Here is a 15,312-nt window from a genome sequence, read left to right as displayed (position 1 = left end):
ATGTTTGCTTGGCTTTTGAATTTCTCTTTGCACAAGCGCCTGATGGTGCTGGTGGCGGCCCTGGCCCTGATGGGCTTCGGAGCCTTGGTTTTGCAGCGCACGCCGGTGGATGTGTTCCCCGATCTGAACCGACCGCAGGTGACGCTGCAGATCGAGGCCGGTGGCATGGCACCCGAGGAGGTGGAGCAGCGCATCACCTTGCCGCTGGAGGCGGCCATGGGCGGTCTGCCCGGGGTGGAATCGGTGCGTTCGGTCTCCTCGGTCGGCTTGGCCTTTGTTTACATCAGCTTCGGCTGGGACACCGAGATCTACCGCGCCCGCCAGATGGTGTCGGAGCGACTGGGCAGCGTGCGCGAGCAACTGCCGGCCGGCATCAGCCACGCCGGCATGGGGCCGGTGAGTTCCATCATGGGCGAGATCATGCTGATCGCGATTCCCTACGAATCCAAGCCCTCAGCCCCCGGAACCACTGACGCGATCAAGCCGGAGTTCGCCACCCGCGAATACGCCGACTTTGTGCTGCGCCCACGTCTGCTGGCCCTGCCCGGCGTGGCCCAGGTGATCCCCATCGGCGGCGAACTGCGCCAGTACCAGGTGCAACCGGACTCGGCCCGCATGGCGGCGCTGGGCGTTTCGCTCGATGCGCTAACGACGGCCCTGCGCGGCTTCTCGGGCAATAGCTCGGGTGGCTATGTAGAGCTGGGCGGCCGCGAGGTGCTGATCCGCCATATCGGTCGCGAAGGCGGCGCCCAAGGCCGCTTGCAAGACCTGCAGCGCCTGCCGGTGGCCTACGCCAATGGCCGCGCGATTCTGCTGGAACAGGTCGCCCAGGTCGGCTTTGCGCCGGCGCTGAAACGCGGCGACGCCGGCTTCGGCGGCCAGCCGGCTGTGATTCTGGGCGTGCAAAAGCAGCCCGGCGCCGACACGGTGGCGCTGACCAAGCAGATCGAACGCGCGCTGACCGAGATGAAGCCGGGCTTGCCGGCCGGCATCTCGGCGCCGCAGGTGAGCTTTCGCCAGGCCAGCTTTATTGAGGCCTCGATCGGCACGCTGCAAGGCAAGCTGATCAGCGCGGCCGTCATCGTGGCGGTGGTGCTGTACTTCTTCTTGGCGAATGCGCGCACCACGCTGATCTCGCTGGCCGCCATTCCGGTCTCGCTTTTGATCACCGTGCTGGTGCTGCGTTACTTCGGCTTGTCCATCAACACCATGACGCTGGGCGGCCTGGCGATTGCGCTGGGCGAGTTGGTGGACGACGCGGTGGTGGGGGTGGAAAACACCTTGCGCCGCTTGAAGGAGAACCGCCAGCTGGCGAAACCACAGTCGGCGCTGCCGCTGATCCTCAAGGCCACGCTGGAGGTGCGCTCAGCCATCGTGCTGGCCACGCTGATCATCGTGCTGGTGTTCCTGCCGCTGTTCTTCTTGCCCGGCATTGAGGGGCGACTCTTCATGCCGCTGGGCCTGGCTTACATCGTTGCCATCTTGGCTTCGATGTTGGTGAGCGTGACGCTGACGCCGGTGCTGGCCTTCTACCTGCTGCCGCAGATGAAGAGCCTGGACCACGCCGAGCCCGGCGCGGTGCGCTGGATCAAGCGCCACTACGAGCGCGCGCTGAGCTGGGCCTTGGGCCATGGCCGTTTGATGCTGGGCGTGGCCGGGCTGGCGGTGCTGCTGGCTGCGGCCAGCGTGCCCTTCTTTGCCCGCACTTTTTTGCCGCCTTTCAATGAAGGCGCGGTGCTGGTCGGCCTGCGCCTGAACCCCGGCACCACGCTGGAGGAATCGGTGCGCATCGCCAAGCAAGCGGAGGCGCTGATCGCCGGCGTGCCCGAGGTGGTGCATGTGGGGCGCCGCTCCGGCCGCGCCGAGTTGGACGAGCATGCCGAAGGCGTGCACACCTCGGAGCTGGACCTGAAGATGCAGCCCAGCGAGCGCAGCAACGAGGCGGTCTACGCCGATATGCGCGCGCGCTTGGCGCCCTTGCCGGCCTCGGTCAGCATCGGCCAGCCGATCAGCCACCGCATCGACCACATGCTCTCCGGCGTGCGCAGCCAGATTGCGCTGAAGCTCTATGGCGAAGACCTGGACCTCTTGCGCGCCGAGGCCGAGCGCCTGCGTGCGGCGCTGGCCGGCATCCCCGGCTTGGGAGACTTGGAAATCGAAAAGCAGGTGCTCACGCCGCAGTTGCTGGTGCGCGTGGACGCCGCTGCCGCCGAGCGCCACGGCCTGGCCCCCGCTCAGTTGCTGGAGCAATTGCAGACCCTGGTGGCCGGTGAACAGCTGGCCCAGGTGGTGGAAGGCAAGCGCAGCTTTGGTCTGGTCTTGCGTCTGGCCGAGTCGGCGCGTGGGCCGGAAGCACTGGCCGGCCTGATGATCCAGACCCCGGCCGGCGCGCTGCCGTTGTCCAGCCTGGCGCGCATCGAAGAAAGCGATGGCCCGAACCAGATCCTGCGCGACGAAGGCAAGCGCCGCATCGTGATCTCGGCCAATGCTTCGGAGCGGCCTTTGTCCGATGTGGTGGCCGATATCCGCAAGGTGCTGGCTGCGCAGACCTTGCCGCCGGGCTACTTCACCGAGCTGGGCGGGCAGTTCGCCGCGCAGGAAGAGGCCAGTCGCTTGATCGGGCTCTTGTCCATCGCTTCGGCGGCCCTGGTCTTGATGCTGCTGTACAGCCGCTACCAAAGCATGGCGCTGAGCCTTTTGATTATGGCGAACGTGCCTTTGGCTCTGGTGGGCTCGGTATTGGCGCTGTGGATCTCGGGCCAGCCGCTGAGCGTGGCGGCGCTGATCGGCTTCATCACCCTGGCCGGCATCTCCACCCGCAATGGCATTCTGAAGATCAGCCACTACGTCAATCTCTGCGCCTTCGAGGGCCAGCGCTTTGGCCCGGCCATGCTGCTGCGCGGCTCGCTGGAGCGGCTGACGCCGGTCTTGATGACGGCGCTGGTGGCAGCCCTGGCCTTGGCGCCGCTGCTGTTTGAAGCCGAGCGACCCGGCACCGAGATCTTGCACCCGGTGGCGGTGGTGATCTTTGGCGGCCTGATCAGCTCGACGCTGCTGGACAGCTTCTTGACGCCGGTCTTGGTGGCGATGTTCGGCCGGCCCGCGATTGAGCGCCTGGTCGGCCAGATTGCCGACGAAGGCGCGCAAGGCAAGACCGTCGAGGCCTTTTAAACGGAGTGTGGGTTGGCGGCCAGCAATAACGGCCGCCACGCCCGCCCCAAGGCCTGCGTGGCCCGGCGAATCTCCGCCGGGCCCACGGTGGCAAAGCCCAGCGTCAGGCCGGCTTGGCTGCTGTGCGCCGGCAGCCCGCCCACCAGGGCGAGGCTGCCAATCTCAATCCCAGCGGCCAGCGCCGCGCGGTGCAAATGCACTTCCAAAGCTCGGCTGGGCAGCGGCAGAAAGGCTTGCAGCCCGGCATCGACCGGCTGCAGCTTCAGCAAGCCCTGCCAACTTGGCGGCAACTGCGGCAGCAAGAGCTGGCTCCAGGCCTGCATCAAAGCATCACGCCGCTGCCGCGCACCGCGCCGCATGCGCCGCACATGGCGCAGGAAATGGCCCTCGGCCATGAAGTCGGCCATCACCACCTGATCGGCTATCGAGGACTGCCGGTCCAACATCGAACGCAGCCGTGCCAGCTGGGGCACCCAGGCTTTGGGAGCCACCAGATAGCCCAGGCGCAGGCCCGGAAACAAGAGCTTAGAAAAGCTGCCGATGTAGAGCGTGCGCTGCTGCGCGCGTGCATTCAAGGCCGAGAGCGGCGCCAGCGGCAGGCCGCTGAAGCTGTACTCGCCGTCGTAATCGTCTTCCAAAAGCCAGGCCTGATGCCGCTCGGCCCAGTCCAGCAGATCGAGCCGGCGCTGCAAAGGCATGGCCACGCCGGTCGGGTATTGGTGCGAGGGCGTGATGTAGAGCAGCTTGAGCGCCTGAGCTGAGCCGGCCCGGCCCAAGGCCTCCAGCGCATTGACCCTCAGGCCCTGTTCGTCCACCGGCACCGGGACCACGGTGGCGCCACTCAAACCCAGAGCCGCTGCCGCAGCGCGGTAGCCCGGCGACTCCATGCCGACCCGATCGCCCGGCTGCAGCAAGGCCAGCGCGGCCATGGCAATGGCCTGCTGCGAGCCGGCGGTGACGATCACCTGCTCGGCGCTGCAAGGCAGGCCGCGCGAATGGCTCAGGTAGCTGGCGATCAACTCACGCAGGCGCGGCAACCCGGCAGCTTCTGAGTAGCTGAGGCTGGCGATGTCTTCATGCTCACGCGCGCCCTGCCGGACACCGCGCGCCTGGCGGCGCCAAAAGCGCGCTTGCAGCCGCGCCCACAAGGCATGAGGGAACAGATCCAACGCCGGCAAGCCATAGCGAAAAGCACGCGGTGTGGGCGGCGCCACCGGCGTGGGTTCGTAGTCCTGCAGACGCTGCCAGAGCGGCGTGTTGGGTTCGTCGGCAGGAGGTGTCTGTTTCTGCGGCGATGCCCCGCTCGACTTGGCTGCGGTCGCCTGCGGCAAGCCCTCGATCGCCGCCACAAAGCAGCCCGCGCCCAGTCGGGTCAGCAAGCAACCTTCGCTGCTCAATTGCTCATAGGCCCGCACGACGGTGTTGCGCGAGACGCCGAGGGCGCGCGCCAAATCACGGCTGGTTGGCAACTGGGCGCCGGCCTTCAACTCACCTTGCAAGATCTTGGCCTTGAGCTGCGCGTGGATTTGCTGGATCAAGCCCCCGCCCGCCTCCAAGCGCAAGCCGGTCGCGTCAAAGGGCAAAGGGGCATGCGCCGGCGCGTTTGAGATTGGACCCATTGAATTGATCAAAATTGGATCTTTCATGGTACCAAGGTCGCGCCTATGCTTCGAGCAGGCAACTACCCTCGCCCACCGAAAGCGCCCAGCTCATGTACCAACCCGCTCATTTCGTTTCGAAAGAACTGGCCCAGGCCAAGCGCTTGATGGCCGCCTACCCCTTGGCCTTGCTGCTGGGCCCCGATGCTCAGGGCCAAAGCTTTGGCACCCATGTGCCGCTGACCGTGATCGAGGGTGAAGACCTGGTGATCGAAGGCCATATGGCGCGCGCCAACCCGCATTGGGCCTGGCTGGCGGCTCTGCACGAAAAAGGCCTGGAGGTACACACCGTCTTCAATGGCCCCGGCGCCTATGTGTCGCCCAGCCACTACGACAGCGCGCTGAATGTGCCGACCTGGAACTACGCCGCGGTGCATCTGTATGGCCGCTTGGAGTTGGTGCAAGAGCCCGAGGCCAAGGACGCCTTGCTGAAGCGCCTGATCGCCCAGCATGAGCCAGGCTATGCCGAGCAATGGCGCGCCCTGCCCGCGGACTTTCAGCAGAAGTTGCTGGGCGCCATCGTCGGCTTTCGCCTGCATGTGCAGCGCTGGGAAGGCAAGTTCAAGCTGAGCCAAAACCGCAGCGCCGCCGAGCGCGCCCGCATTCAAACCGCCCTGGCCAGCGGCACGCCCAGCGAGCAAGATGTGGCCGCTTGGATGGCGCATATGGGGCTTTGAAGAACATGGCCCTCGTTACTGAAAGGCAGCAGCCTATCGGGCGGGCACTGCAGCTTGGGCAGCCGCCGGGCTCATGGCTCGGGGGTCGCCCCTCGCGGGTCGACTTCCCTGCGCTGCTCGCATCTTGGGACCGGCGCAGAACTCACTGCACTCGCTGCGCTCGTTTCGTTCAAACATGCTGCGCCAAGTCAGAAGTTGAAGCGCGCTGCGCGCGCGTCCCAAGCTGCTGCGCTGCTCGGCCCCTCACAAATCGCCCAGCAACTGCCCGAGCTGCAGTGCGCTTGCATAGCGAACGACGGTTTTCTCAGGTGGTGAAAGCCGCACTCGAAGGGGGCCTGGCCCGCCGACGGGCGATTTGTGCCCGGCCGAGGGCGCAGCGGAGCGGGTCTGGCGCGCACAGCGCGCTTCAAGGTCTGACTTGGCGGCCCCTGTTTGAACGGAGTGAGCGCCGCGAACGAAGTGAGTTGGCCGCCGCTGACCCGCGCAGTGAGCAGCGAGGGCAGTCGGCTCGCCAGAGCCGACCCGGACACCATGAGCACGACGACGGGCCGGGCCACCGGAGCGAACCAGCCCAGACATCAGATTTCCATACTTCACACTTTGGCAAAGACCATGACGCCCATCATCCCCATGCAAGTGACTCCAGCCACGCTTCAAGGCCTACATCTGCGCCTGGTACCTCTGTCACTCGCCCATCTGCCTGGCCTGACCGAAGTCGGCCTAGACCCTGACTTATGGCGCTGGGTGCCGAATCAAGTGCGCAGTTCCGCCGATATGCGGGCTTATGTGGAACAAGCACTGGCCGAGCAGCTGAGCGGCAGCAGCCTGCCTTTTGCCTTGGTGTTGGCGGGGCCGGATCAGAAAGACGGCCCCATCATCGGCTGCACCCGCTTCGGCAATATCTCGCTGCGTGACCGCCGGCTGGAGATCGGTTGGACCTGGGTCGCCAAAGCCTGGCAGCGCAGCTGCGCCAACACCGAGGCCAAAACGCTCTTGCTGACCCATGCCTTTGAGACACTGGGCGCACACCGGGTCGAGCTGAAGACCGACTTTCTGAACGAGAAATCGCGTGCGGCCATTGCCCGCATCGGCGCACAACAAGAAGGCATCTTCCGCCGCCATGTGCAGACCGACACCGGCCGGGTGCGCGATACCGTCTACTTCGCCATCATCGACAGCGAGTGGCCAGAGGTGAAACAGCGCTTGCAGCACATGGCTGCGCGCCAAAGCGCATGAGACCCTCGCCTCCCGAGGGTCAGGTCTTGCTCAAGCATGAGTTGGACGAAGTGGATTGGCTTGCGCTGGTCGATGTGTTTGAGCGCGCGCCGCTAGGTACCCGCGATCCGAAAGTCTTGGAGCAGAGCTTTCGCAACAGCAGCTTGTCTTGCTTTGCCTATCGCGAGGGCCAGATCGTCGGCGCCGGGCGGGCCTTGAGCGACCGGCTGACTTGGACCGTGATCTTCGACGTGGCGCTGGCGCCCGAAGTTCAAGGTTTAGGCCTCGGCCGCGCCATCATGCAAAACCTGCAGACCCGCGCCGGTGGCGCCCAAACGATGCTGTACGCGGCACCGGGCAAAGAGCCGTTTTATGAGCACCTGGGCTTTCGCCGCATGAAAACTGCCTTGGCCCGCTTTGCCAAGCCTGAGCTCGCCCGGGACCGCGGATTCACCGACTGAATGCCGCCTAAATACGTCGGGCGCCCGCTCATCCGCAACTGGGCATCACCCAGACCAGTCTCGCATCAATAGTCCAACACCAAGTTGAGGTAGCCGCCGCTCCAGGTCGGCGTATGCCCGCCGACCACATCGCGAATACCTTGGCCCGGCAGAGACAAAGCGATGCCGCCAGACAAAAACAAATGGCGACTCAGCACTCGGCTGTATTCCAGGAATACATCCTTGGCCAAACCGGGTGAGGTGACCCCGGCGACAAGGTTGGCAGCGTCCCCCGAGGTTTCAAAACGCGTGGCTTGTCCAAACTGAATCGGACTGCGGAGCTGGTTGGCACGAATCAGGGCATAGCGCAGCGTTAGGACGTCCATGTCCGTCGGTTTCAATTGAAGCGCCAACAGATGGGCGTTGACATTGGAATTCACGAAGGCCATGGAGGACTTCGACCCAGTCGACCAAGCGCTAGGGTTGCCCTCGTAGTACATGGGATCGAAGCGCTCAAGCTTGGAGGTGTTGGGGTCATCGCCCGAAAAGCTCTGATACGAGTAGCTCAGGTTCGGCGCCCAAGGGAGCTGAGCCCAGCTGTACTTCACTCGCAAGCGACCCGCCCAGGCACGCAACTGCACAGTGTCATTCCACTGATAGGCAAGGTCAGCGGCAAACTGCCAAGACGCCAACGGACCCGTCAATTGACCGGTCGCGGTATAGGCACTCAAGACGCTGGTGCCATGGCGAGCCCCGCTCAATATCGTGGGTGCGCCTTGCCCGCCCGGCGCAGCCTGAACATACGGCGATTCCGAATTCAGGGCCCGCAACCATGTCGCCCCCAAAAAACCGCCTTGAGGAGAATCCCAGCGCACATCGACACCCGCCAAACGATTCTTGCCATCGGAAGACGGCAACTCGTTTGGGTCAACAAAAAAGGCGGTGCCGCTTGCGCCTCCCGCAGTCAGCTTCGCGATGCCGCTCATGCCCCAAGCTTTACGCGGCCCGAACTTCAAGGCCCCACGCTCAAATCCGCTGGAGGCGCCATTTGCAATCAACATGCCCGTGCCCAGCTTAAGGTCGCGCGGCCCCACGGAGAGCTCAAGGCCCATGCCCTGATCCGTTTGGCCGCGCAAACCCATATAACCATCTTCCAGCGTCACCGCGCCGGTGTTGCCACCTGCAAAGGCGTCGGTCCCGTGGGTGTACGAGGCCACCGAGGACAGCTTGCCGAACAAGATCCACTCGCCGGCCAAGGGCTGTTGCACGCTGAGACCTGGCTTGATATAGGACTCCAGCCATTTCTTGTTGGGTTCATAGCCGCTGTCGGGCGCCGCTTTTTCTGCCAGGTTCCAGAACAAATGCTGTTCCGCCACGGCGTTCACACCGGCTTGAAAATGCACGCGCCAAGCCAAAAAGCGAGCGCTGGCCTCGCTCTCGCTGGACTGGGCTTGCGCCCAAGCACCAGAGCTGGCCAGCACGCCCAGCCCCGCGCACACCAGGCCGCACCGTGCTCGCCGCGGGCTCAACGCCCGGCCTGGTTTTTTGCTTTCGCTCATGGAATCAAACTTTTCAAAAAAATAGCGCTGCGGGCGTTCACGGCTTCATGGGCACCGCGCTGGTCTGGGCATGCAACGCTTGCACCAGGAACTGAGACACACAAGCGCCGCCATGCGCCCCGGAGGAGGCGCGCAGCAAACGCACCCGCTGCCGCACTTCGGTGTCCGGCAAGCCTGCCATCTCGCTATAGCCGGCCAAAACACCCAGCGCTCGAGAGAAGGCTTCGCCTGATTCACCCGCAAGCGGGGCAAATGAGGTCGTGGCCGACTCGGCAGGGGCTGCGTACACCACACGGTCTTCTTTGATGGTTTGCAGCACTTTCAGCTGATCAAGCTTCTCCGGATCAACCGCCGTAGGGTCCGCTGACAACACCACCAAATCAGCCAACTTGCCCGGAGCCAAGGAGCCCTTGCTGTTCTCTTCAAAATGCTGCCAAGCGGGCCAGATCGTCATCGCCTTGAGCGCCGTTTCCACAGGGACGCGGTGACGCGGCCCCAGGATGTCCCCGGTGCGGGAGCGCCGCGTCACGGTGGCGGACAAAACCCGCATCGAGTCCGGGAAGGCCACCGGCGCGTCGTGATGGGTGCCAAACTTCATACCGCGTTGCAGCACCCAACCGGTGGGCGACATATCCTCGGCAAGCACAGGCCCAACCGTGTGCTCGCGATGCCAATCGCCCCAGTAAAACGTGTGCATCGGGAACAAGGAGGGAAAGACACCTTGCGCCTTCAAGGCGTCGACCTGATCTTCCCGCATGAACTGGCCGTGGATCAGCACCGGCCGACGGCCCGGCCCGTACTTCGCCGCGGCGGCACGCATCGCTGCCAACATCACATCGGTGGCTCGTTCGCCATTGGCATGGGTCAAGACTTGAATGCCATTCTTGTAAGCCCAGGCCATCGCCTCATTGACCTGTGCTTCAGTGGCCGCTGGGTAACCCGCATAGCCCGGTGGGTAATCCCCCACTGGTTTGTAATACGGACGGTCGCGCCAGGCCGTAAAGCCTTGGGGGCTGCCATCGATCGTCAGTTTGGCTCCGCCGACCCGGACCCGGTTCACATAATCTTGAGACACATGGGCGGCGATGAAATTCCGGTCCACCAGTACATCGACATAAGCCACCAGATCGATGGCGAAGCCACCTTCGCTGGCCACCTTGCGCATGGTGGCCACCGTGTCGGGCATGGCACGGCCCTCTTGGGCGGTGGTGTAGCCATAGCGAGCCCACATCTGCGCACCCGCGCGCGCCAACTCGGTGAAGCCTTCTACCCCCAAGCCACCCATCACCTTCATCAAAGACTGGAAATGCGCGGTCTCCTCCATCACGCCATTGGGGCGGCCATCGGCGAGTCGGCGAATAATGCCGCCGGCAGGATCGGGCGTCTTGGCCGTGATGCCGATCAGCTTCAGTGCCGCCGTGTTGGCCACCCCGAAGTGCCCCGATTGATGCATCAAGTAAATCGGCAGATCCTTGGACACTGCGTCCAACTCTGCCGCCGTGGGATGCCGTTGCTCGGCCATCTGGGCCGGGTCATATCCAAAACCGATGATGGCGCCAAACTTCTTGACCGCCGCGCCGTTCTGCGCCTGCCAACTGAGCAAAGCCTGTTGCAAAGAAGCGATGTCTTTCACCGGCCCATCGGGGGGAGCCAACAAATTGGCCGACATCGCCTGCATACCGCCGCCGACCACATGGCCATGACTGTCAACAAAGCCGGGCAGCAAAGCGCGCCCGGCCAGATTCACCATTTCTGTCTTGGCGCCTGAGTAACGCATCACTTCAGCGCGAGAGCCCACCGCCAAGATGCGACCCTGACGCGTGGCCAAGGCCTCGGCGCGCGGTTGACCGTCTTCCATGGTCAGAATCGCGCCGCCGCTGTAGATCTTGTCTGCTAGTTCCAGTGCCGAACAACTCAGCGAGGTCAACAGCAGCAGCGCACCGCCCCAGTACCAACGCTGGCCGCCCGCCCTTTGGCCGCGCATCCGTGGCCATTCGACTCCTTGAAGCTTCATGTGCTGATCCTTTCTTAGGCACTGACAATGCCGGAGATGATCCCACAGCCGGGGCTGGCCTAGGTCTTGCAGGGGCATGCACAGCGCACCTGCTCAAGCCCCTTTTGCTTGGCCTCAGGGGCCTTCGCTGGCAACCTTCGGCGTAGAACTCGGCGGCACCGGAAAGCGCACCCCCACCACCGCAATCTCAACCCGACGGTTCGGCTGCAAACAGGCAATCAAGGGCTTGCGGTCGGTGGCGGCCTTCTCGTAGAGCGCATCGGGGCAGGCGTGGATGGGCTGGCGCGGGCCCATGCCATAAGCGGCGATGGGGCCGCTGACCTGCAGCGCCAGCAGACGGTCGCGCACAGTTTCGGCGCGGCGCCAGGCCAGGTGGTCGTTGCGCGCGGCGCTGCCCAGATGATCGGTGTGGCCGACCACCTGCACATGGTCGATGCGCTGATAGTCCTGGCGCAGGCTCAGGGCCAAGCGCTCCAAGGCCTCGCGGCCGCCCGGCAGCAAGGACGCCAGATCGGAGCGATTGAACTTGAACAAGGCGTCGCCGCTGAGCGTCCATTTCTGGGTACTGACAACGGGTGCCGGCGCGGGCTGCGCTGGGCGCGGCGCGGCGGCCAGCACCGGTGCGGGCTTGGCGGCTTCGGCAGCGGCGCAGGCCTCGGCGCCGCGTTGGGCACGCGCCAGTTGCTGCTCGGCCATGCCCACATAAGGCGCGGCGTGACGCCATTGCAGCTGGGTTTGCTCATGACCTGCATGGACCAGCTCAACCTCGGCACAGGCCACCAGCGCCTGCACACAGGTGGCACCGGGGGCCTTCTTCAAGGTCGCCGCCTGCGCCCAGAGGTCCTCGCGCAAACGCTCGGCACCGTTGATCAAGGGGCTGGCCAGGGCCGGGTCTTCAACGCCTTGGGGCGCGGCGCCCTGCTCCAGATAACGTGCAATCGCCTGGGACTGCTGCAAGGCCAGCTCGGGGAAGGCGCTGCGGTCATTGCGGGCATATTCATGCCGGGCCACATCCAGCCAGCATTGCGCCTTGGCCATGCTGTAGTCGCTGAGCGGAATGCGGCGGCCCGTGCTATTGAGGCTGCGCAGGCGCTGCTGCTGGGCTTCAAACTGCTGCAGATCGGCGCCAATCGCAGCGTCGCTGATGCGCGCCTCGGGCGGGGTCAGGCTTTGAGCCAAGGCCGGCACAGCGCACAGGGCCAGCATGGACGACAGCAGCCAGGGCTTCGAGGCGGTAGAAAAGAAGAACGATGTGTTCATGGCGGGGTGTTCTTGGAGGGCGTCAATCGGTTGGGGTCGGCTGGGCAGGACGGGGCGGCAGCGGCTCAAGGCTGCTCGCCACCGCTGCTGCTACCGCCCCAGTTCTTGAACAGCTGCTGGTCAAACTTGAAGCGCAGGCGCAGATAGACGCCGCGCGCGGTGTAGTCGCTGCTGAGGTCGCGGTCACTGAAGCCACTGAAGTTGTAGCCGGCGCTGAGCCAGAGGTTTTGCCGCAGCAAATAGCCGGCTTCCACGCCGACGGCGGTCTGGCGGCTGCTGCTGGCTTCATCGCCAAAGCCTTGCATGCGGCTCAGCAGCAGGCCCAGGTCCCAGCGCTCGCTGATGTCATAGACCACGCGGCCGCCCAGCAGCCAGGCGCTGTAGCGACTGAGGGCCGCGCCCTCATTGAGCGGGAACTGCTCCTTGACCTGCTTGGCCGCCAGCCGCGCGCTCCACCACCAGGGCCGCGAGGGGTGGAAGTTGGCATGCACGCTGGCCAGCGCCACACGGCGCCATTCGTCCAGGCCGTTGACATTGGTCTCGGCCTTGTACTCCAGCATCGACAGCAAGTCCCAGCGGTTGTTGTCCACCGGCCGGTAGGCGGCGCCGAACTGCAGGCGGTTCTGCCAACCATTGGCACGCAGGCCGTGGTTGTCTTGGCCGAGGTGGTAGTCGCGCAGCAGGCCGGTCCAGTCGCGGCTGAGCTTGCGCGCCGCGGCCAGCGTGATCAAGAGGCTGTCTTGCTGACCATTGACCGGTTTGATGCGGCCATCGGGCTGAGGCAGGCCCAGGCTAGCGCCGTCGAGCCGGCGCCACTCGACGCGGGCCGAACCCTTCCACAACTCGGAGCCGGTGTAGTCCACGCTGCTGCTCAAGGCGGTTGCGGTCTGCGGCTGATCGGCGCTGATTTGCAGGCGCTCGGCGCCGCCGGTCACCAACACACCTTCGTCCAGCTGCCAGGCATGGCGCAAGCCGCTGGCCAGCTGTTGCTCCTGGCCTTGGGCCGCGTCGCGCAGGCGGTACTCGCTGAAGAAATTGCCGCCGCGCAAGTAGCTTGAATCGACACCCACCGAGAGGCTGTGGCTGCGCGGGCCGGCGTCCAGCCCGTAGTAGGAAGCCAGGCCGCTCTGCGTCTCCGCGCGCGCATACAGGCCGGTGCGCTCAGCCACCTGGTAGCGGGCGCCCAGCTGCAAGCGGTGCTGCTGGCTGTTGTTCAATCCGCCCTCGGCCTGGGCGCTGAGGCTCCAGGCCTCGCCGACCTGAGCGCGCAAGCCGACAAAGGCGGTGTTGCTGTTCAGATCCGGCACCAAGCCTGGGTTGAGGCCGCCGCCGATGCCGATATTGTTGAGATTGCCCAGCCCGGCCGAGCCGTTCAGCAAGTTCGAACCATTGCCCGGTATGCCTCCAGCGGAGCCGGGTGCGAAGGCACTGCCCGGCGCTGGGTTGTCGCCAATACCGGCGGCAAGGCCGGCCACGCGGCCCTGCTCCTGGCTGTGGCGCAAGCCGCCGCTGAGCTGCAAGCCCGGCTGCAGCTGCTGGCTCAGCGTGACGCTGGCGCCGCTGCGCTTGGCGTCGCTGGCCAGGTCTTGAATCTCGCGCGCCTCGACGCTCAGGTTCAGGCCCTCTTTGAGCTGCGCGCTGAGCTGGGCGCCCATCTGGCGGGTGCCGGGCGTGACACCGGCATTGGCATTGCCAAAGTCCAGGTCGGCGCGTTGCGCCCAGGCGCGCAGCTTGAGGCTCTCGCCGTCGTGGAAGAGCTCCAGCCGCTGGGCCGAGCCGCTCACTTCATCGCCCATTGCCGATGCTGCCGCGGCCAGCGGCATCACCCCATTCTGCAGGCGGCCTTCGGTCTGCGCGGCCTCGGCCACCAACGTGGTCTTATCGGCCACCTTGAATCCGCTATTGACGCTGCGCAGGCGGAACTGCTGCAGCGGATTGCGGTCTTCGACCAAACTGCCGCCCACCGTCAGGGCCGGGCTCAGATTGATTTGGCCGTCGGCGCCGAAGAGCCAGAAGCTCTCCCCGCCCTGGTCCACCTCATAGCTGATGCGCAGGCTTTGCGGATTGCCCATTTCATCGAGACTGGGCAAGGGCCGGGCCAGCAAAACCCGGCCGCTGAAGGGCTCGAAGGAATAGTCGACCCAGCGCTGCAAGGGCTGGCTGCTGAGGATGCGGCGCAGGTCATTCTTGTCGCGCACCAGCACCTCGATCTTGTCGCTGTTCTCCAGCGCATGGCTGCTGGAAATGGCGAACGGCCCGCTGGTGCCATTGGCGCGAATTTCATCGACCGCCTGGCGCAAGGTGTCGCGGCTGGCGTAGACATTGCCCACGCCCTGCGTGTTCTCGACATGGCCGCGCAGACCATTGAGCGTGCGGTTGTACTGGCCGAGCTGGCTCAAAGGGCTGCCCGCCACCAGGCCGGATCCGGCCGACTGGGTGAAGCCGCTGCCGGTGTTGAAGTCGCCATACAGCACAAAGCTGCGCTTCTGGTCGATACGCACAAACAGCTTGCCGGAGCTGCGCGCCTCGAAGCCGCTGATGCTGGCGTCGCCATAGACCGGGTAATAGGCGTCGGGGCGCACCTCTTGCAGCAGGCGCTGGCGGCTCTCTTTTTCAGAGTCGTAGCTCAAGGTCAGCAGTGCGTCGCCGCGAATCTTGCCCTTCAGGAACATTGCGGCGCGGGCCGCGGCCGTGCCCTTGTCGCCGTCGAAGCGGCGGCTCCAGGCCCGCAGCTCTTGCTCGAAGCCGTCTTCCAGGCGCACCGGGGTGACGTTGCTGTCGTAGTGCTGCTTGTTGATGCGCAGAATGCCTTCGATCAAACCGGCCGCCACCATCTCGCGCAGCTCGGCGTCAAAGGGCAGCAAGCCCTCGACCACGGTCTCGCCGGCGCTGATGCGCAAGCGCACATCTTGCGGATTGACCGGCGCCACCAGCACGAAGCGGGCCTCGCCGTTTTCCAGCCGCAGCTGGGTGCCGGGGGTGCGGCGGTCTTGGTCCAGGCGCGGTGCCATCAGCGAACTGGCACCTGAGTCGGCCAACTCCAGGCGGCCGCCGCTGTGCTCCAGCGTCAGCAGCGCGGCCTCTTGCACCGGTGCGCCGCTGGCGGTGAAGGCGCGCACCGTGACCTGCAAGCGGCTCACGCCATCGGCCGGCACGCCGGCCCCGGTGATCTTGAGTTCCAGCCGCGCCACCTGCGCATTCAGCGCATAAGGGCCCTCTTTCAAGGGTTTGGCCAGGCTGCTGAATTCCAACTCACCGACCGGCGAGCGATACAGGGTGGCGCGATCGCCCAGCTCGCCCATCATGCGCAGCTGCAGC

Annotated in this window: 9 protein-coding genes; 4 read left to right on the top strand and 5 right to left on the bottom strand. The window is 65.2% G+C overall.

All coding sequences use genetic code 11. The features are described from left to right. A complete protein-coding gene (locus ACOVRJ_RS07300) occupies positions 1 to 3,171 on the top strand; it encodes an efflux RND transporter permease subunit (RefSeq protein WP_422043218.1) in 3,171 nt (1,056 codons plus the stop codon). Here the strand turns inward: ACOVRJ_RS07300 and ACOVRJ_RS07295 are convergent. After that, a complete protein-coding gene (locus ACOVRJ_RS07295) occupies positions 3,168 to 4,790 on the bottom strand; it encodes a PLP-dependent aminotransferase family protein (protein ID WP_422043217.1) in 1,623 nt (540 codons plus the stop codon). The genes ACOVRJ_RS07300 and ACOVRJ_RS07295 overlap by 4 nt on opposite strands. Before the next feature lie 92 nt (positions 4,791 to 4,882). Here ACOVRJ_RS07295 and ACOVRJ_RS07290 point away from each other — a divergent pair, with 92 nt between their 5' ends. The 3 genes from ACOVRJ_RS07290 to ACOVRJ_RS07280 all read left to right on the top strand — a co-directional run bounded on the left by ACOVRJ_RS07290 (position 4,883) and on the right by ACOVRJ_RS07280 (position 7,182). After that, positions 4,883 to 5,506, top strand: coding sequence for an FMN-binding negative transcriptional regulator (locus ACOVRJ_RS07290; RefSeq protein WP_422043216.1), 624 nt, complete (start codon positions 4,883 to 4,885; stop codon positions 5,504 to 5,506). A 630-nt stretch (positions 5,507 to 6,136) separates the two neighbouring features. After that, complete coding sequence (locus tag ACOVRJ_RS07285) at positions 6,137 to 6,742, top strand: GNAT family N-acetyltransferase (RefSeq protein ID WP_422043215.1); 606 nt, start codon at positions 6,137 to 6,139, stop codon at positions 6,740 to 6,742. Further along, complete coding sequence (locus tag ACOVRJ_RS07280; RefSeq protein WP_422043214.1) at positions 6,739 to 7,182, top strand: GNAT family N-acetyltransferase; 444 nt, start codon at positions 6,739 to 6,741, stop codon at positions 7,180 to 7,182. Before ACOVRJ_RS07285 ends, ACOVRJ_RS07280 begins: the two co-directional genes overlap by 4 nt. 65 nt (positions 7,183 to 7,247) lie before the next feature. Here the strand turns inward: ACOVRJ_RS07280 and ACOVRJ_RS07275 are convergent, their stop codons facing one another. From ACOVRJ_RS07275 to ACOVRJ_RS07260, 4 genes are all read right to left on the bottom strand, one after another. Beyond that, positions 7,248 to 8,720, bottom strand: a complete 1,473-nt coding sequence (locus tag ACOVRJ_RS07275; RefSeq protein ID WP_422043213.1) for an alginate export family protein — start codon at positions 8,718 to 8,720, stop codon at positions 7,248 to 7,250. A 37-nt stretch (positions 8,721 to 8,757) separates the two neighbouring features. Then, positions 8,758 to 10,734, bottom strand: a complete 1,977-nt coding sequence (locus ACOVRJ_RS07270; protein WP_422043212.1) for an amidohydrolase — start codon at positions 10,732 to 10,734, stop codon at positions 8,758 to 8,760. A 114-nt stretch (positions 10,735 to 10,848) separates the two neighbouring features. Further along, entirely contained in the window at positions 10,849 to 11,994 is a 1,146-nt protein-coding gene (locus ACOVRJ_RS07265; protein WP_422043211.1) for an OmpA family protein, read from the bottom strand. Between the two features lie 65 nt (positions 11,995 to 12,059). Beyond that, a partial coding sequence (locus tag ACOVRJ_RS07260) for a hypothetical protein (RefSeq protein ID WP_422043210.1) occupies positions 12,060 to 15,312 on the bottom strand: 3,253 nt, incomplete at its 5' end.

The sequence above is a fragment of the Roseateles sp. genome (assembly GCF_049240545.1).
In the GTDB taxonomy this organism is placed as follows: Bacteria; Pseudomonadota; Gammaproteobacteria; order Burkholderiales; family Burkholderiaceae_C; genus Paucibacter_A.
The sequence above is the reverse complement of the archived record's forward strand: the minus strand, read 5'-3'. Positions and strand labels throughout refer to the sequence as shown.